Genomic DNA, 18,374 nt, shown 5'->3' on the forward strand with positions numbered 1-18,374 from the left:
CGTGCGCTCCTCAGCCTAGGAAAAACGGCCAAGGCCGCAGGAAAATGCCGAGAACCCCCTCGACGAGGTACCACACGATGCCGGTGGCCAGCGCGGTGATGGGCAAAAGGTAGTGAAACTTGCGCTCGCCGAGGATCACCGCACCGCCCGACAGAAAGCCGATCGTCGCGATGATGAAGCCCGCAGGCCGCAGCATCAGGGCGTAAAGCACCATCAGGCCCAAGAGCGCCAGCGCCTTGCCCAGGTGATAATCGCCGAGACGCCGGTAATCGATATCGGGGGCTTTTTCCTCATCCGCGGCAGGCTTTTCGAGGCCGAGCACGATGATGAGCGCGGTCAGGATCGCCAGCACCGACAGGACCTTCGGGAAGGTCGAGGGCCAGATCGGATTGCGCTGCATGAACGGCGGCAGAAGCTGATCCATCGTGAAGAAGGCAGCATAGCCATAAGCGAGACAGATGCCGAGGATGATGAGCGCGATCCAGCGGTCGAGGGCCATGAGATCCTCCTTGCAGACAAAGGCGTGACCTTTGCCAAGGGCACGGATTTTTATCTAAAAATCCGCCCGGAATTTTAATTGAAATTCCGGCGCGCCAAGCCCTGCAGGGCGGCGCGCCGGGACGGGCTCAGAGGAAGCCCAGCTCTTTCATCAGGTCGCCGATTTCCTTTTCCTGGCTCTCCAGGAAGGTGCGGAATTCGTCGCCGGGATTGTGGATGTTGACCCAACCGTTGCGGGCGCGCACGGCTTCCCACTCCTCGGTGTCGTACATCTTGGCGATGGCGTCCTGATAGGCGGTGAGCTTCTCGTCAGAGAGGCCGGGCGCCCCGAAGAAGCCACGCCAGTTGATGAACGTGGTGTCGATGCCCTGTTCCTGCATCGTGGGCGCGTCCTCATAGGCCGCCACGCGCTCGTCCGCCGTCACGCCGAGGATTTTGACCTCGCCCTGATCGGCCAGCGCCACGGCTTCCGAAAAGCCCGTGGACAGCGCCTGGATCTCGCCCGACAGCAGCGCCGCCATGGCTTTGCCGCCCGCATCATAGGGGATGTATTTCACCGCCGTCGGATCCTCGCCCGCGGCCTTCATGGTCATTGCTGCCACGAGGTGGTCCATGCCGCCCGGCACCGAGCCGCCGCCCACCGCGAAGGCGTTGCGGTCGGCCTTGTAGGTCTCAAGCAGGTCGGCCATCGAGTCGAGGTCGCTGTCGGCGGGCACCACGATCGCCGCGTAATCGCCGATCGTTCCGGCCACGAGCGTCAGGTCGCGGAAGCTTTGCGGGAACACACCCGTGAGCGAGCGGATCACGATGGGGGTGGAGTTCACCATCAGCGTGTCTTCGAGGCTCTCGGCGTTTTCGATCATGTAGCCGATGGCCTTGCCGCCACCGCCGCCGGACATGTTCTCATAGGAGGCGCTGCCCACGAGACCGGCATTGGTCAGGGCCTCGCCCGTACCGCGTGCGGTGCCGTCCCAGCCGCCGCCTGCGCCGCCGGGGATCAGGAAGTGGATGCTTTCGACGACTTGATGGCCCTCTGAAAAGACAGGGCTGCCGAAGGTCATGGCGGCCGCCGTGGCCGCGATCAGGGCGCGACGGCCCAGCTTGAATGGTGTCATGGTTTCCTCCCTTATGACGAGCGCCGCTGCGGGCGCTTGGCAGAAAGCCTAAGCGCCATGGGCTTTTACGTCGAGGGGGGAATCGCGCAGCGTCCGGACATTCTCGGGCGACGCGGGTGATTCAAGGCGCGCATTGCCTGGACGAGAGCACCGGACATAGCGGACGGGCGCTAGGAGTGCGGCGCAGCGCAGGCAGCGCTGACCGCCTGCATCAGGGCGTCGGTGCTCAGCACGACCGGATTGGCCTTCATCGACGAGGAGGCAGCGGCATCGTCGACCCAGGCCTCCCTCGTCTCCAGATCGGGGTCGGGACGCGGGATGAAGGGCAGCCCGTGGCCGTCGATCCAGTCCTGCAGCGCATCGAGCGCGCCCATCTTCGGCACGCCGAACTGGTCCGCGAGCACGCGCAACACCCAATCCATGCGCGACGTGTCGGCCCGCGCCGCCTCAAGTGCGGTGGCATTGGCGCGCAGCACCGGCACAAGGAGCCGACCGCAGAGTGCGCCATGGGCCATGCCCGTGCGTCCGCCGATCACACCTGCAAGCCCGTGCACGGCACCGAGCCCCGCATTGGCCAGCGCAATCCCGCCCGACAGGCTGACATAAGCCAGCTCATCGCGCATCTCGGGGTTTTCCTCGGACATCAGCCAATCGAGCGCCTCGATCCCGCGGGGGATCGCATCGCGGCAGATCGCATCCGTGACCGGGTTGGCGCGGGCCGACAGAAAGGGCTCGATCACCTGCGTCACCGCATCGAGGCCCGAGGCCAGCGTCACCGCGCCGGGGCAATTATCCGTCAACGCCGGATCGACGATGGCGCGCACCGGCACCATGCGCGCGTCGCGCAGGCTGACCTTGCGGCCATGCTCCGGCACGCCGATCACGGCGTTCTTCGTGGCCTCCGCACCGGTTCCGGCGGTGGTCGGTACCGCGATCATCGGCAGGGGGGCTGCGTCCAGCGCGCGGCCTGCTCCGACCACTTCGAGATAATCGAGCGGTGCGCCCGGCTGCGGGATCAGCGCCGCCAGCGCCTTGCCGAGATCGATGACCGATCCCCCACCGATCGCAAGGACGCAATCGGGCGGATCGCCCGCGCAATCCTCCAGGTGCCGTGTGAGATCGGGCAACGCGGGCTCGCCGCGTCCCGTGATGACCCGAACGCGCGCGCCCGTGGCCTCCAGCGCTGTCACGGCTTGGCCCGCAAAGGCCGCGGAGGCAGACCGCACGACAAGGATGGATGTGCCGAAGCGGCGGGCGTGATCAACGGCGCTTTGCGCGCCACCACGGCCGAAATCGATATGGGCGGGCAGGGTCAGAGAAAAGCTGTTCATGTCTTACAGGTAAGCCGCGGGCGGGGACTGGAAAGCCCAATCAGGCGGGATCGGCTGCGAGGCGGGGGGCGTATTGCGCGCCAAACGCGCCGAAAATCAAGGCCTTGATGCGGGGTGGCGCGTCAGGTTTGGCCGGGGCGTGGGGCGGGCGATAGCGCCTGCGTGCGGGGCGATCGCGGCAGGGCTGAAATCAGCGCCAAAAAAGGGAACGGGGCCCGCGCGGGGCCCCGTTCGGGTTCGATTACTGCCAGGACTTGATCAGCTCATCATAGGAGATGGTGATCGGCTCTTCGTCCTCGTTCTCGAGCTTGGCCTTGGGCGAGCCTTCCTGGCTCAGCCAGTACTCGGGATCCTGCTCTTCGTTGAGCTTGGGACCGATATCGCCCTGGATGCCTGCACGCTCGAGACGCGCGAGCACGTCTTCCTGGTCCTCGCACAGCGCGTCGAGCGCTTCCTGCGGGGTCTTCGCACCGGACATCGCGTCGCCGATGTTCTGCCACCAGAGCTGCGCGAGCTTCGGGTAATCCGGAACGTTGGTGCCGGTGGGCGACCACTGCGTCCGCGCGGGCGAGCGGTAGAATTCCACCAGGCCGCCGAGACGCGGCGCGCGCTCGGTGAAGCTTTCGTGCTGGATCGAGGATTCACGCACGAAGGTCAGGCCCACATGGGACTTCTTCACGTCCACGGTCTTCGAGGTGACGAACTGGGCGTAGAGCCAGGCCGCCTTGGCGCGATCTTCCGGCGTGGACTTCATCAGCGTCCAGGAACCCACGTCCTGGTAACCGATCTTGGTGCCTTCGGTCCAATACACACCGTGCGGCGAGGGGGCCATGCGCCACTTGGGCGTGCCGTCCTCGTTCATCACCGGCAGGTCGGGCTCGACCGTGGCGGCGGTGAAGGCGGTGTACCAGAACATCTGCTGGGCCACGTTGCCCTGCGCGGGGATCGGGCCTGCCTCGGAGAAGGTCATGCCTGCCGCTGCGGGCGGGGAGTACTTCTCGAGCCATTCGATGGCCTTGGTCACGGCGTAAACCGCTGCGGGGCCGTTGGTGGCACCGCCGCGCGCGACGCAGGAACCCACGGGCTGCGAGTTCTCGTTCACCCGGATGCCCCATTCGTCGACGGGCAGACCGTTCGGCTCACCTTCGGATCCCATGCCGGCCATGGACATCCACGCATCGGTGTAACGCCAGCCGAGCGAGGGATCCTTCTTGCCGTAATCCATGTTGCCGAAGACTTCGCCTTCGACATCGAGGTGGCTCAGGTCACGGCCGGTGAAGAACTCCGCGATGTCCTCATAGGCCGACCAGTTGACCGGAACGCCGAGCTCGTAGCCATAGGCTTCCTGGAAGTCGGCCTTGTTCTTCTCGTCGTTGAACCAATCGTAGCGGAACCAGTAGAGGTTCGCGAATTGCTGGTCGGGCAGCTGGTAGAGCTTGCCGTCGGGGGCGGTGGTGAATTCGGTGCCGATGAAATCCTCGAGATCGAGGGTCGGCAGCGTCACGTCCGCGCCTTCGTTGGCCATCCAGTCCGTGAGGTTGCGCACCTGCTGGTAGCGCCAGTGGGTGCCGATCAGGTCCGAGTCGTTGATATAGGCGTCATAGATGTTCTCGCCCGACTGCATCTGCGTCTGCAGCTTCTCGACGACGTCGCCTTCGCCGATCAGGTCATGGGTGACCTGGATGCCGGTGATCGCGGTGAATGCGGGGGCCAGGACCTGGCTCTCGTATTCGTGGGTGGTGATGGTCTCGGAGACGACTTTGATCTCCATGCCCTGGAAGGCTTCGGCCGCATCCACGAAGAACTGCATCTCCGCTTCCTGCTCTTCGCGGGTCAGCGCGCTGAGCTCACCGATTTCCTCGTCGAGGAACGCGCGCGCCTCGTCCATCCCGGCAAAGGCCGGTCCGGATGCGAGGCCGAGCGCGAGCGCCATGGCCGTGGTTGATTTCAAACTCAGGTTCATTGGTTCCTCCCTGATTGAACCGTTATGTCGAGGAGTGAAGCGTTACCGCGCGGACCTCCTCGTTTGCCCGCGCGTGGTGGAAACCTGATCAGACCCAGCGGAAGACCGCCGCGGCATAGATCAGGCAGACGATGAGGGCGAAGGGTTGGTTCGCCCCGATCAGTCCAAGCCAGGCCAGGTTGATGAAGGCCGAGCCCAGAAGGGTGATGAAAAGCCGGTCGCCCCGCGTGGTCTCGATGCGCAGGATGCCCACGCGCGGGGTTTCGGGGAACTTGATCGCGAGGATCGTGAAGGTGATCAGAAGAAGCGCGATCACCGCGAAGAAGGCCGCCGTGGGCCAGGTCCATGCCATCCATGCCATGTCAGTGGTCCTTTCGCTGTGTCGGGTTGGTTCTTCGGCGCGCGCAGTGCCATCGGCGCGGAACAAGGCCGCAGGCCGCCGCGCCAGCGCTGGACCGGCCCGACGGTCCGGCGCTTTGGTGACGCTTGCACACCGCTCGGGCAGCAGAGGGACGTGGCCGACATAAAGTGCGGACCTCGGAGGTTGCGGCGCCGAACCCCGGTCCAGCGCTGGCGCGGCTCCGCGCGACGGGGAAAGCGATGCCCTGCATCACACCCGCCCCAGGGCAAAGCCCTTCGCGATGTAGTTGCGCACGAAGTAGATCACGAGCGCGCCTGGCACGATGGTCAGCACGCCCGCCGCGGCCAGCACGCCCCAGTCGATGCCCGCAGCCCCTTGCGTCCGGGTCATGATCGCCGCGATGGGCTTGGCGTCCACCGTGGTCAGTGTGCGGGACAGCAAGAGCTCCACCCACGAGAACATGAAGCAGAAGAAGGCCGCGACGCCGATGCCGGATGCGATCAGCGGCATGAAGATCTTCACGAAGAACCCGCCGAAGGAATAGCCGTCGATATAGGCGGTCTCGTCGATCTCCTTCGGCACGCCGCGCATGAAGCCTTCGAGGATCCACACCGCCAGCGGCACGTTGAACAGACAATGCGCCAGCGCCACCGCGATATGCGTGTCGAAGAGCCCGACCGAGGAGTAAAGCTGGAAGAAGGGCAGGGCGAAGACCGCAGGCGGGGCCATCCGGTTCGTCAGCAGCCAGAAGAACAGGTGTTTGTCGCCCATGAAGTGATAGCGCGAGAAGGCGTAAGCCGCAGGCAGCGCCACGGCGAGGCTGATCACCGTGTTCATCACCACGTAGATGAGCGAGTTCACATAGCCCATATACCAAGCGGGATCGGTCAGGATCGTCGCGTAATTGGCAAGCGTCAGGTTGCGCGGCCAGAGCGTGAAGCTGTTCAGGATCTCCGTGTTGGTCTTCAGGCTCATGTTGAGAAGCCAGTAGATCGGCAGGAGCAGGAACAGCAGGTAGAGCGTCATCACCACCGCGCTCGAATTGAGCCGCATGCGCGCTTTGCGGGCCTTGCCTTCGGCAGTCAGATCGCCGGGGATGCGGGACGTCGTGTCAGCCATGGCTCAGCCCTCCCTTTTGTCGAGATTGACCATCACGGTGTAGAACACCCAGGAAATCAGCAGGATCACCAGGAAATACATCAGCGAGAACGCCGCCGCGGGGCCAAGGTCGAACTGTCCCAGCGCCATCTTCACGAGGTCGATCGACAGAAGCGTGGTGGCATTGCCCGGTCCGCCGCCGGTCACGACGAACGGCTCGGTGTAGATCATGAAGCTGTCCATGAAGCGCAGAAGGATCGCGATCATCAGAACGCCCATCATCTTCGGCAGCTCGATGAAACGGAACACCTTCCAGCGGCTCGCCTGGTCGATCTTGGCCGCCTGGTAATAGGCGTCGGGGATCGACTTGAGACCCGCGAAAGCCAGAAGCGCCACGAGCGATGTCCAGTGCCAGACATCCATCACGATGATCGTGACCCAGGCAGCAAAGGTGTCTTGCGTGTAGTTGTAGCTGATCCCCAGCGCATCGAGCGTATGGCCCAGAAGGCCGATATCGACGCGGCCGAAGATCTGCCAGATCGTGCCCACGACGTTCCACGGAATGAGCAGCGGCAGCGACATCATCACGAGGCAGAAGGACGACCAGAAGCCGGATTTCGGCATGTTGAGCGCAACGAAGATGCCCAGCGGGATCTCGATCGCGAGGATAATCCCCGAGAACAGCAGCTGGCGCTGGAGCGCGTCCCACATGCGTTCATCCTCGAGCATCTCCTCGAACCATTCGAGCCCGGCCCAGAAGAACTGGTTGTTCCCGAACGTGTCCTGCACGGAGTAGTTCACCACAGTCATCAGTGGGATCACGGCCGAGAAGGCGACGAGGATCAGGACCGGGAGGACGAGAAACCAGGCTTTCTGATTGACGGTCTTTTCCATCACGGGGCCTTTCGGGAAGAGGATTGAATTGCGTCGCCAATTTGGTCGCTTACCGAGACTGCGCCGGACCGGCGGGCTGGCGCTGTGATGATCGAGCGATGCACCGGGCGCGGAACAAGGCCGCAGGCTGTCGCGCCAGCGCTGGACCAGCCCGACGGTCCGGCGCTTTGGAAATGCAAGCGCACCGCTCGGGAGGCAGAGGGACGTGGCGTGGATAAAGCGCAGACCTCGGAAGTCGGAGCGCCGAACCCCGGTCCAGCGCTGGCGCGGCTCGCGCAACGTCCGACCCGAGAGACCTCATCCTCGGCCTTGACCCAAGAATCTCCCAACGCCCCGAAGCGCGCGTGATGATGGAGAGCCAACATCACGCCGCTTCCCCCTTCACACGCCAGTCATTGGCATAGACATTCACGTGGTCCGGGTCGAACACGACCCGCGTCATATCCGCACCGATCACATCATCTTCGCCTGCGATGATATTGATATCGCTTCCGAAAAATTCCGCGCGGATGATCTTGTGGCGGCCCACATCCTCGACCCGGCGGACCTTCACCGGCAGGCCTTCTTCCGCGGACAGGCGCACGAATTCGGGCCGCACGCCCAGCTCGACCTTGCCGTCAAGCGGCGCGTAGCCCGCACCCAGCGGCACTTCGGAGCCCTCGACATAGGCCTTGCGCCCCTCGACCCGCGCGGGGATCACGTTCATGCCGGGCGAGCCGATGAAATAGCCCACGAAGGTATGCTCGGGCCGTTCAAACAGCTCGTCGGGCGTGCCGATCTGCACCACGCGCCCGTCATACATCACCACCACCTTGTCGGCGAAGGTCAGCGCCTCGGTCTGGTCGTGGGTCACGTAGATCATCGTATGGCCGAACTCGTGGTGCAGCTTCTTCAGCTGGGTCCGAAGCTCCCATTTCATATGCGGGTCGATCACCGTCAGCGGCTCGTCGAACAACAGCGCGTTCACGTCCTTGCGCACCATGCCCCGCCCGAGCGAGATCTTCTGCTTGGCATCCGCCGTGAGGCCCCGCGCCTTGCGGTCGAGCATGTCCTCCATGTCGATCATGCGGCCGATTTCCTGCACGCGCTCGGCGATATAGGCCTCGTCATTGCCGCGATTGCGCAGGGGAAAGGCGAGATTGTCGCGCACGGTCATCGTGTCGTAGACCACCGGGAACTGGAACACCTGCGCGATATTGCGCTCGGCGGTTTCCTGATGCGTCACGTCGCGGTCGTTGAACAGGATGCGGCCCTGGCTGGGCTGCAACAGCCCCGAGATGATGTTCAGAAGGGTGGACTTGCCGCAGCCCGACGATCCGAGCAGGGCATAGGCCGCGCCGTCTTCCCAATCGTGGTTGAGCTCCTTCAGCGCGAAATCGTCCTCGCTGCCCGGGTTGGGCAGGTAGGAATGGGCGAGGTTGTCGAGGGTGATCTTTGCCATGTCTCTCTCTCCTCAGGCGGCCAGCGCGTAGGCTGCGGGGGCGATCAGATCACCGTTTTCGCCGAACACGTAGACGTGCCGCGGATCGAGCCACACGGACAGGTCCTTGCCGATATCGAGGTGGTGAACGCCGTGGATCAGTCCGACCCAGCGCTGCCCGTGATGATCGAGATGCACGAAGGTCTCCGAACCGGTCAGCTCCGTCACGACGAGCCGGGTTGTGAACTCCATCGCGTCCTCGGAATGTTTGCCGATCTCGAGGTGGTTGGGCCGGAACCCGGCGGTATAGCGCCCGTCGGGCAGGTCGGCGAGGCGGCCTTTCGCGGGCGTGCTCTGTCCGTCGCCGAACATCAGGTTCGATCCGGTCTTCGACACCGGCAGGAAGTTCATCGGCGGGTCCGAGAAGACCCGCGCCGTGGTCGCATCCACCGGCTGGCGATAGACGTCGGGCGTGAGGCCGAACTGCGTCACGCGGCCCTCCCAGAGGGTTGCGGTATTGCCGCCCAGAAGCAGCGCTTCCTCGGGTTCGGTCGTGGCATAGACGAAGATGGAGCCCGACTTCTCGAAGATCTTCGGGATCTCTACGCGCAATTCCTCGCGCAGCTTGTAATCGAGGTTCGCCAGCGGCTCATCGAGCAGCACAAGGCCCGCATTCTTCACAAGCGCACGGGCCAGGGCGCAACGCTGCTGCTGGCCGCCAGACAGTTCCAAGGGCTTGCGGTCGAGCATCGGGGTGAGCTGCATCAGCTCGGCGGTTTCGCGCACGCGGCGGTCGATCTCGGAGCCATCGACCCCCATCAGCTTCATGGGCGAGGCGATGTTGTCGTAGACGCTCATCGAGGGGTAGTTGATGAATTGCTGGTAGACCATCGCGACCTTGCGATCCTGCACGCGCTGGCCGGTCACATCCTCGCCCTGCCACAGGATCTGGCCCGTCGCGGGCACGTCGAGCCCGGCCATCAGCCGCATGAGCGACGTCTTGCCCGAGGAGGTGGGCCCCAGCAGGACGTTCATCGTGCCTTTCTCGAGCGTCAGATCGGTGGGGTAGATATGCGTCTGCCCGTCGACCGTCTTGGATACGCCTTTGAGTTCGAGCGTCATCGGTTCCGTCCTCTCATTCCGCCGCGCGGGTCTGCGTGTCACGCGCCGCTGCCATGAAGGCGTCGAGCGCGGCGATATTCTCGTCCGTCATGCGCAGGCCGAGCTTGCTGCGCCGCCAGACGACGTCCTCGGCATTCTGTGCGTATTCCTGCGCCATGAGCCAGTGAATTTCGGCCTCCGTCAGGGTTGCGCCGAAGTTTTTTCCCAGAGCCTCGGGGCTCCTCGCGTCTCCGAGGATCGCGCGGGCTTCCGTGCCGTAGGCGCGCACGAGGCGGCCCGCCCATCTGTCGTCCAGAAACGGGTATTCCGCCTTGAGCGCGTCTGTCAGAGCAGCCACGCCATCCACGGCGAAATCGCCGCCGGGCAGGGGCACGCCCGCGGTCCAGGGCCCTTTCGAGACGTGCAGATGACCGCCGATCTGCTCAAGCGCGGATTCGGCGAGGCGGCGATAGGTTGTGATCTTGCCGCCGAAGATGTTCAGCATGGGCGCGCCGCCCTCCGCATCGACCTTCAGCGTGTAGTCGCGGGTCGCGGCACTGGCGCTGGACGCACCGTCGTCGAAAAGGGGCCGGACGCCGGAGAAAGTCCAGACCACATCGGCTTTCGTGATTTGGTGCTTGAAGTAATTGTTCGCGAAATCAATCAGGTAGGTCTGCTCGGCTTCAGTTGCGACGGGTTTGTCCGACGGGTCGAGATGTTCGGCATCGGTGGTGCCGATCAGGGTGAAATCCTGCTCATAGGGGATGGCGAAGATGATCCGCCCGTCGGTGCCCTGAAAGAAGTAGCACTTGTCGTGATCGTAGAGCTTCTTCGTCACGATATGGCTGCCGCGCACGAGCCGCACCCCGTCCGAGGAATTGAGCCGGACCTTGGTCTGGATCACATCGCCGACCCAAGGGCCCGCGGCATTCACGAGCATGCGGGCGCGGTGGGTGCGGCGCGCGCCATGTTCGCTATTTTGCGTTTCGATACGCCAATGATCGCCGTCCCGCTCCGCGCTGACCACTTTCGTGCGCGTCAGGATCTCGGCGCCACGCGCCTCCGCATCCCGCGCATTCAGCACGACGAGGCGCGAATCCTCGACCCAGCAATCGGAATATTCGAAGGCCGTTTCGAACCGATCCTCGAGCGGCGCGCCCTCGGGCGTGCCCGTCAGCGACAGGGTCGACGTGCCGGGCAGGATCTTCCGGCCGCCCAGATGGTCGTACATGAAAAGCCCCAGCCGGATCAGCCAGGCCGGTCTGCGTCCCTTCATCCACGGCATGATCCGGGACAGGAGCCGCGACGTCGGCGTTTCGCTCTCGAAACGCATATCCTTATGATAGGGCAGCACAAATCGCATCGGCCAGCTGATATGCGGCATGGCGCGCAGCAGCGTCTCGCGCTCGATCAGGCTTTCGCGCACGAGCCGCACCTCGAAATATTCGAGGTAGCGCAGGCCGCCATGGAAGAGCTTCGTCGAGGCGGAGGAGGTGGCCGAGGCCAGATCGTTCATCTCCGCCAGGGTGACGGAGAGACCGCGACCGGACGCATCCCGGGCGATGCCGCATCCGTTGATGCCGCCCCCGATGATGAACAGGTCGCTGATGTCTGTATCTGGCCGCTGGGCCATACCGTTCCTCCCAAAACGATCAGGCCTCACGACACTGACAAACCGCTCTGTCCCGTTCAAGAGTTTTTTCGTTTATTTTCGTTTTCGAAGATTTTTCTTGATTTTTATGAGGCGTGGCGGACAGTGTCGTGGCGTCAATGCCTGCGTAAATCGTCATCGTAAGCGTTGAATTTAGGCAAAAAACCGAATCGGACGTCGTTTCGGTTCGCGACTCGCACCCTCCTTGCCGCATCCGTGGCGGGCATAACCGAACGAAAACGAAAGCGCCGATGTCCCAAACCTTCCGGCACAGCGAGATCATCGACATCGCCCGGCGCGACGGGGCCGTCACCGTCGAAGGGCTCGCGGCTCATTTCGGGGTCACGCACCAGACCATCCGACGCGATCTGACGGACCTGGCCGAGGCGGGCCGTCTGGAGCGGGTGCATGGCGGCGCCGTGCTGCCGTCCGGGACCACCAATATCGGCTACGAGGAGCGCCGCGCGCTCAACACGGAGGCCAAGACCGCCATCGCGGAGGCCTGTGCGGCGCAGATCCCCGACAATATCTCGCTTTTCCTCAATATCGGCACCTCGACGGAGGCGGTCGCGCGGGCGCTCGACCAGCATGCCAACCTGCTGGTGGTGACCAACAACATGAATGTGGCCAATATCCTGGCCGCGAATGATGGCTGCGAGGTCGTGGTCACCGGGGGACGCTTGCGCAGGTCCGATGGCGGGCTCGTCGGCAACCTCGCCGCCGAGACGATCCGTCAGTTCAAATTCGATCTCGCGGTGATCGGCTGCTCGGCTCTGGATGATGACGGCGACCTTCTGGATTTCGACATCGAGGAGGTGGGCGTCAGCCAAACCATCCTCGCCCAAGCGCGGCGCACCTTCCTTGTCGCCGATCAATCGAAATTCACCCGCAGCGCGCCCGCACGGATCGCCACCTTGGCCGATATCGATACGTTCTTTACCGATGCGACGCTGCCCGGATCGCTCGCGGCCAAATGCCGTGAATGGGGAACAACGGTGACCCCGCCGACCCAAGGCGGGGGCTTGTCGCGCGCGGCGTCGTGACTAACCTGATCCTGTCACGGCAAAGGGGGGCACCATGTCCGACGCACATCTGGAGCGTGTCTATGGCGCGCAGAACAGCGACGAGGCGCGCGCGGCCTATGACGATTGGGCCGACGCCTATGAGCGCGACCTTTGCGCGATGGGCTACCGGCTGCCTGCAGCCTTCGCGTCTGTCTTCGCCGCCCATGTGCCGCGCGACGCAGGCCCCATCCTCGATGCGGGCTGCGGTGGCGGTATCCAGGCCGAACCCCTGGCGCTTTTGGGGTACGGCCCGCTGACGGGCATCGATCTGTCCGAGGGCATGTTGGCGGTCGCACGCGCCAAGGGGCTCTACGCGGAATTGCGCCAGATGGCGTTGGGCGGAAGGCTCGATTTTCCGGATGACCATTTCGCCGTGAGCTATGCCTGCGGGTGTATTTCGCCCGGCCATGCGCCCGCATCGTCCTTCGAGGATCTGACGCGCGTGACCCGGCCCGGCGGGTTGGTCCTGTTCTCGCTCCGCGCCGATGCAGGGCAGGACCCGGCCTATCCGGAGGCCGTGGCGCAGCTTGCCGCTTCGGGACGCTGGCGCGAGGTCTTCAAGACCGCGCCATTCCAGTCGATGCCTTACGGTGAGCCCGAGATCACCCACCGCGTGCATGTCTACGAGGTGATCTAGCCCGCGCGTGACCGCTTACACGGCGTGCTTTTGGGGCGCACCGGACGCGTCGTTGCGGCGTGGGTCGAGCTTGGCCAGATCCGCCACACGGCTTTGGAAGGTCGGGGCATCCTTGGCCTCTGCTGCCTCCTCGATGGCGACGAGCGCGTCGCGCAGGCCGGTCTCTTCGAAGGCGGCGGCAGTGCCTGCGATCCGGTGGCAACGCTCCCCGATCTCGGGCGTGTCGATATCGGCCTCGGACAGCCAGTCGATCAGGTCCGCCACTTCTTTCGACAAGGTCGCGCGAAGCCGGGCGACCACCGCGTCGGAGGGCATCCGCGTGCCGGGGCCATCATCGGCGCGAGGGGCTGGGGCAGGGCGCGACATGGCGCGTTCAAGCGTGGCCTGCAGTGCGGCACGCGTGAAGGGCTTGCCCAGGAAGTCGTTCATGCCCGCGGCCTTGAAGCGTTCCTGATTGCGGGCGAGGACATTGGCGGACAGCGCAATGATCGGCGCGTTCGCACAGGGCCCGTTCGAGGCGCGGATATGCCGCGCGGCCTCCAGCCCGTCCATGACCGGCATGGAGATGTCCATCAGGATGGCATCGAAGGCTTGCGCCTCCGCCATGGCCACGCCCGCGCGTCCGTCACTGGCGGCAACAGCGCGATGGCCGAGCGCGCGCAGCTGGTCGAGGGCGAGGTCTTGATTGATGTCGTTATCCTCGACAACCAGGATATCGAGCGGTCTGGCCTCCGCGGCGTCCTCGGTCTGCCGGATCGGTTGGGCGGGCGCGGCGGTCCGGGTCAGGGGCAGGCGCAGCCAGAAGACGCTGCCCTCCCCAAGCGTGCTTTCCGCGCCAATCTCGCCGCCGAGGCTTTCGGTCAGGCGCCGCGCAATCCCGAGGCCGAGCCCGGTGCCGCCGGTCTTGCGCCGGTAACTCGTATCGAGCGTGGTGAAATCGTCGAACACCGTCTCGAGTGCGTCTTCGGCGATACCGATGCCGGTATCGATGACCCGCAGCTCGAGCGTCAGCTTGCCGGGATCGTCACGGTCGGTCTCGGCCTCGGCCTCGATGATGATCGCACCGGCCTCGGTGAACTTGATGGCATTGCCGACGAGGTTGAGCAGGATCTGGTTCAGGCGCACCGGATCGCTTGCGACCCAGCCCGCGGCCGGGCCGATCCAGCGCCAGGTCAGCGTGGTGTCGCGCGCGACGGCGGCACCGCTTTGCCCGTCCACCACATCCTGCAACAGCTGGCCCAGATGCACAGGCTCGCGCGCATTGGGCGGAGTCTGCGCCTCCAGCCGGGCGATATCCATCACCGAATCCACGTGCCGCATCAGCACCTCGCCCGAGATGGCCATGTTGCGCGTGAAGCGGGACTGATCCTCCGTGAGGTCCGTGTCCTGCATCAGGTTGAGATTGCCCAGAAGGCCATTGAGCGGCGTTCGGATCTCATGCGTCATCACGGCCAGGAAGTCGGATTTGGCCTTCTCGCCCGCAACGGCCCGGTCATGGGCGGCAAGAAGGTCCCGTTCGGCGGCGACACTGTGCGACACGTCGCGCACGGACCCGATGAAGATGTCCTCGCCGCCTGCGGAGGCACGCGAAACGGCGATCTCGATGGGGAAGGTGCTGCCGTCCCTGCGCAATCCCTCCATGGTCCAGCGGCCTTGTCCGTCCAGGCTCTCGAGGCGTACCGGATCGTGCTTCGTCTCGGTTGAGCGGATGAAGCGCGAAAAGCGCAGCCCGTCCACTTGGGGCGCCTTGCGTCCGAACATCGCCTCCGCTGCGGCATTGAACTGCAGGATGCGGCCATGGCGGTCGGCCACGACGATGCCGTCGCGGGTCGTGTCCAGAATGGTGTTCAGTCGTGCATTCGTGGCACTGAGCAGACGCCCGCGCTCCTGCAATTGGGTCGTGGTACGGCGCAGGATAACCAGCGTGGCAGCCATCGCCAGCAAGAGCGCTGTTGTCAGAAGCGCCACACGGCGCAGTGTGAGCGCGATCCCGTCGCGCCGCGCTTCGGAGGCGGAGGCGAAGAAGGTCAGCCCGGAAATCGAAAGATCCCGCGTCACCTCGCGCAACTCGGCCAGTTGCGGCGGCCATCTGCGCACCTCTTCGCGCAATGCCGCGTCCGGGCCGTCGATGACAGGGACCGAGGCGTCGAGGAATTCGCGCAGGGTGGTGAGGGCGGCATCGAACTCGTCGTTCTCGCGCAACCGGACGAAAACCCCGCTGGCCTCAAGCGTGCCGATGCGGCTGTAGAAGATATCGAAATCGGCCCGTAGCGTTTCCAGATCGGAGGCGCTGCCATTGGCGACACGTTCTGCCGAGCGGCGAAATTCCTGGAATTCGATTTCGGCCTGGGACAATGTCCATTGCAGATTGTCCGCGGAGGCAGACCGGAGCAGGCGCAATTCCCGCACCACGTCCTGGACCATGAGCGCGATGAGCGGCAGACAGACGGCGGCAACCAGTATGAGGCCCGTGAGGCCGCGCCTTGCAATCGTTCTGGAAGGGTCGAGTGCCATCTGCGCCTGCTTTGCGGTGTTGCGCGATCATATCGCAAAGCGGGTTTTCAGCCAGTGTTTTCCGGGAAAGGGTAGATGGTTGCAGGGCAGGGTGATTGTCGCACGGGCGCACAGAAGCTGTTTGATATCGGTCGAATTTTGCCCGTAATTTGGCTTGCCGCACATTCGTCCCGATGCGATTATAGGGACTGTGCCAGTGCTTGTATCGGGGTGATCGGTGTTGCTTGCCAGGCGCTGTAGTGAGTTGACCTGTTCGCCCTGTAGCCAGTCCGGAGCCCGCTTTTGCGCGTCTTGATCGCAGATGACCACGACCTGTTACGCGAAACATTGGTTGCGTACCTCGAAGGCGAAGACGGCGTCCAGACGGAGCAGGCCGCATCCTTCGACGAGGTGCGCCGCTGCGTCGAGAAAAGCCCGCAATTCGATCTGATCCTGCTCGATTTCCGCATGCCCGGCATGACCGGTCTGTCCAGCGTGGCCGATGCCATCAGCCTCGGCGGCGGCAATCAGCGTGTCGCGCTGATCTCGGGGGAGGCCACGCGGGACGTGGCCAAGCAGGCCCTGAACATGGGGGCCGCCGGGTTCATTCCGAAAACGCTCGGGGCAAAGTCGCTGGTCAGCGCCATCAAGTTCATGGCCATGGGCGAGCAATACGCGCCGATCGAATTCATGCGGAGCGGCGATTCCGAGCCGAGCAATCCGCTCGCCGCGTCGCTGACGCCGCGCGAACGGGATGTCTTGCGCGGGGTCAAGGAGGGCAAGTCAAACAAGGAGATTGCCCGCGATCTCGGCGTCACCGAACCGACGGTGAAGCTGCATATGAAGACGATGTTCCGCAAGCTTGACGTGCGCAACCGCACCCAGGCCGCGATGCTGGCCCGCGAGGCGCAGATCGAATGATCAGCGGCGGTCGCACGGGGCGGCTTGGGGCGTAACCGGCGCGCGATGCTGGCGGGCTACCGGACGTCGCGGTGCGTTCAGGGCGTGACGTGGATACGATCGAGCTGCCAGATGCTGCGCGCATAGACCACTTCCGACCTGTATTCGACGCTCGAATCGAACGGATAGACGATCCAGAGCGGTCCCTTTTCCCGCCGCGAGATCCGCTTGTCATCCACGGCGAAGGCGATGATCGGAGCGCTGGAAGTCGGGTCGTCGAGGGGGATGTCGATGGCGTAATCGTTGATTGCGCGCGCTTCGATCGTGCCGCTCTCGACGCCGAGCCGGTCCATGAGGGTGCGCAAGGGCACCCCAGTGTAGCGCTGCACGCCGTCAGTCCAGATGGTGGACGTGGCGAAGGTCTCAGGCTCCATTGCGCGCAGCATGTCGAGGTCGAACTGGGCCGTATCCCCGACATTGGTGACCTTGATGTCGCCGGTGACTGTCAGGAGCACCGCGCCTTCCGGTTCCGGCAGTTGGTCTGCCGAGGCGGGCGACATGGCCGACATGCTGAGCAAGCCGGCCGCGAAAGCAGTAAAAAAGATGCGGTGCGTAATCATGATTCGGGTACCAGTTCAAATTCGCATTCAATCACTTACAGTTAACCATCCAAATGCCAGAGAATGCCTGACCAGACATCCGCGCGAAGGGATGGGAAACTATACTTTCGTATATTTCAGCGAATTTCTGCAAAGGCGGCTTCACAGGCCCGTGAGAATGTTCACCGATCTGGCGGCAAAGTGCCAAACGCTCGCCACATTCTGGCTGCTCCTTAGAGTTGTATTTTTCAAGCCGGAGCAGCGACATGCGGATATTGGCCGTTGATGATGACAGTTTCATACGGGACATGCTCAGACTTGCCCTGAGCCGTGCCGGGTATTTCGACACGGCCTTCGCCGAAAGCGGCGAGGCTGCGCTGGATTTGATCGCGCAGGCGGACGCGCCGTTCGATTGCTTCCTGCTTGATGTGAACATGCCGAACATGGACGGGATAGAGCTGTGCCGCCATATCCGGGCGCATGCGGATTATGCCGATGTGCCCATCATCATGGTCACGCGCCTCGACCACCGGGCTTATGTGACGCAGGCTTTCGACGCGGGGGCGAGCGATTACATCGTCAAACCGTTCGAACAGGCAGAGATCGGCCTGCGGGTCGATCTGGCGCGGCGGCGATCCGCGTCCCAGCAGCCAGAGGTGGCCCGGCCCGCGCTCGTTCCGGTCGAGACCGCGGCCTCCAGCCTGTCGGAGCCCTTCATGCTTCGGAAGGTCCCCGGCGCGGTCAGCGTCGAGGCACTGAAAAACTCGCTGCAGGCGCTGCCGAGCTTTTCGCGGTTCCGGATCTGCGTGCTCAAGGTCGTCAATGTCGAGGAGCTGCACGCGGAGCAATCGCTGCCCGCCTTCCGGCAGACGATCCGTCAGGTCGCGCTCATCCTGGCGGAGCTGCTTTGGGATGAAGATGTGCAGATGGCCTATCTCGGCGATGGCGCCATCGCCTTCGCGATCCGGGGTCCGAGCGATGTCGATTGCCAATCGCTGGCGGTCTCGCTCAATGACTGGATCGCGGACAATTCGCCCGATGCGCAGATCGCGCCTGTGGTGGCCATCGCCAGCGATGGTCCCCCACGATACATCCCCAAGCTTGACCGGATGTCCTGCCTGAGCTTCGCGCGCGAACTCGCCGAAGAACTCGCCGAACAGATCATCTTCAATGCCAGCATGCGCGCCGAGGACATGATGCCCCGCGTGGTGAACAGCTGACATTGCGCGTCGCGGGCCCCCGGAACGGA

General features: G+C 64.1%; 17 protein-coding genes. 5 read left to right on the plus strand and 12 right to left on the minus strand.

Translation table 11 applies throughout. The features are described 5' to 3' along the window. Positions 1 to 10: 10 nt before the first annotated feature. From FIV09_RS06615 to glpD, 10 genes are all read right to left on the minus strand, one after another. Positions 11 to 499: a tripartite tricarboxylate transporter TctB family protein gene (locus FIV09_RS06615; RefSeq protein WP_152449254.1), complete on the minus strand. Its 489-nt coding sequence runs from the start codon at positions 497 to 499 to the stop codon at positions 11 to 13. Positions 500 to 626: 127 nt separating this feature from the next. Beyond that, on the minus strand, positions 627 to 1,613 hold the full coding sequence (locus FIV09_RS06620; RefSeq protein WP_152449255.1) for a tripartite tricarboxylate transporter substrate binding protein: 987 nt from the start codon (positions 1,611 to 1,613) through the stop codon (positions 627 to 629). Between the two features lie 170 nt (positions 1,614 to 1,783). Next, complete coding sequence (locus FIV09_RS06625; protein WP_152449256.1) at positions 1,784 to 2,944, minus strand: iron-containing alcohol dehydrogenase; 1,161 nt, start codon at positions 2,942 to 2,944, stop codon at positions 1,784 to 1,786. Between the two features lie 241 nt (positions 2,945 to 3,185). Beyond that, entirely contained in the window at positions 3,186 to 4,907 is a 1,722-nt protein-coding gene (locus FIV09_RS06630) for an ABC transporter substrate-binding protein (protein WP_152449257.1), read from the minus strand. A gap of 88 nt (positions 4,908 to 4,995) precedes the next feature. Continuing rightward, entirely contained in the window at positions 4,996 to 5,268 is a 273-nt protein-coding gene (locus FIV09_RS06635) for a DUF2160 domain-containing protein (RefSeq protein ID WP_152449258.1), read from the minus strand. 249 nt (positions 5,269 to 5,517) lie between these two features. After that, complete coding sequence (locus tag FIV09_RS06640) at positions 5,518 to 6,387, minus strand: carbohydrate ABC transporter permease (RefSeq protein WP_371417754.1); 870 nt, start codon at positions 6,385 to 6,387, stop codon at positions 5,518 to 5,520. Between the two features lie 3 nt (positions 6,388 to 6,390). Further along, complete coding sequence (locus tag FIV09_RS06645; protein ID WP_152449259.1) at positions 6,391 to 7,260, minus strand: carbohydrate ABC transporter permease; 870 nt, start codon at positions 7,258 to 7,260, stop codon at positions 6,391 to 6,393. Positions 7,261 to 7,624: 364 nt separating this feature from the next. Then, positions 7,625 to 8,701 carry an ABC transporter ATP-binding protein gene (locus tag FIV09_RS06650; protein WP_152449260.1) on the minus strand — a complete coding sequence of 359 codons (1,077 nt, stop codon included), beginning with the start codon at positions 8,699 to 8,701 and terminating at the stop codon, positions 7,625 to 7,627. Between the two features lie 12 nt (positions 8,702 to 8,713). Continuing rightward, positions 8,714 to 9,802 carry an ABC transporter ATP-binding protein gene (locus tag FIV09_RS06655; RefSeq protein ID WP_152449261.1) on the minus strand — a complete coding sequence of 363 codons (1,089 nt, stop codon included), beginning with the start codon at positions 9,800 to 9,802 and terminating at the stop codon, positions 8,714 to 8,716. A 13-nt stretch (positions 9,803 to 9,815) separates the two neighbouring features. Further along, positions 9,816 to 11,414, minus strand: coding sequence for a glycerol-3-phosphate dehydrogenase (gene glpD, locus FIV09_RS06660; protein ID WP_152449262.1), 1,599 nt, complete (start codon positions 11,412 to 11,414; stop codon positions 9,816 to 9,818). A 269-nt stretch (positions 11,415 to 11,683) separates the two neighbouring features. On the opposite strand from glpD, the gene FIV09_RS06665 reads away from it, so the two are divergent. Both FIV09_RS06665 and FIV09_RS06670 read left to right on the plus strand, forming a co-directional pair. Next, positions 11,684 to 12,475, plus strand: coding sequence for a DeoR/GlpR family DNA-binding transcription regulator (locus FIV09_RS06665; RefSeq protein WP_152449263.1), 792 nt, complete (start codon positions 11,684 to 11,686; stop codon positions 12,473 to 12,475). Between the two features lie 34 nt (positions 12,476 to 12,509). Further along, complete coding sequence (locus FIV09_RS06670) at positions 12,510 to 13,133, plus strand: class I SAM-dependent methyltransferase (RefSeq protein WP_152449264.1); 624 nt, start codon at positions 12,510 to 12,512, stop codon at positions 13,131 to 13,133. Positions 13,134 to 13,148: 15 nt separating this feature from the next. On the opposite strand, the gene FIV09_RS06675 is transcribed toward FIV09_RS06670, so the two are convergent. Beyond that, positions 13,149 to 15,647 carry an ATP-binding protein gene (locus FIV09_RS06675; protein WP_152449265.1) on the minus strand — a complete coding sequence of 833 codons (2,499 nt, stop codon included), beginning with the start codon at positions 15,645 to 15,647 and terminating at the stop codon, positions 13,149 to 13,151. 282 nt (positions 15,648 to 15,929) lie between these two features. Between FIV09_RS06675 and FIV09_RS06680 the strand changes: the two genes are divergently transcribed. Further along, positions 15,930 to 16,547: a response regulator transcription factor gene (locus tag FIV09_RS06680; protein WP_152449266.1), complete on the plus strand. Its 618-nt coding sequence runs from the start codon at positions 15,930 to 15,932 to the stop codon at positions 16,545 to 16,547. A gap of 77 nt (positions 16,548 to 16,624) precedes the next feature. On the opposite strand, the gene FIV09_RS06685 is transcribed toward FIV09_RS06680, so the two are convergent. Then, entirely contained in the window at positions 16,625 to 17,086 is a 462-nt protein-coding gene (locus tag FIV09_RS06685) for a molybdopterin-dependent oxidoreductase (protein WP_254702320.1), read from the minus strand. On the opposite strand from FIV09_RS06685, the gene FIV09_RS06690 reads away from it, so the two are divergent. Together FIV09_RS06690 and FIV09_RS06695 are read left to right on the plus strand one after the other, a co-directional pair. Further along, complete coding sequence (locus tag FIV09_RS06690) at positions 17,085 to 17,411, plus strand: hypothetical protein (RefSeq protein WP_152449268.1); 327 nt, start codon at positions 17,085 to 17,087, stop codon at positions 17,409 to 17,411. The two genes, FIV09_RS06685 and FIV09_RS06690, sit on opposite strands and share 2 nt — an antisense overlap. Then, complete coding sequence (locus tag FIV09_RS06695) at positions 17,392 to 18,345, plus strand: PleD family two-component system response regulator (RefSeq protein ID WP_152449269.1); 954 nt, start codon at positions 17,392 to 17,394, stop codon at positions 18,343 to 18,345. Before FIV09_RS06690 ends, FIV09_RS06695 begins: the two co-directional genes overlap by 20 nt. The last annotated feature ends 29 nt before the right edge of the window (positions 18,346 to 18,374 follow it).

Origin of the sequence: Roseivivax sp. THAF197b, assembly GCF_009363255.1 — a bacterium.
In the GTDB taxonomy this organism is placed as follows: Bacteria; Pseudomonadota; Alphaproteobacteria; order Rhodobacterales; family Rhodobacteraceae; genus Roseivivax.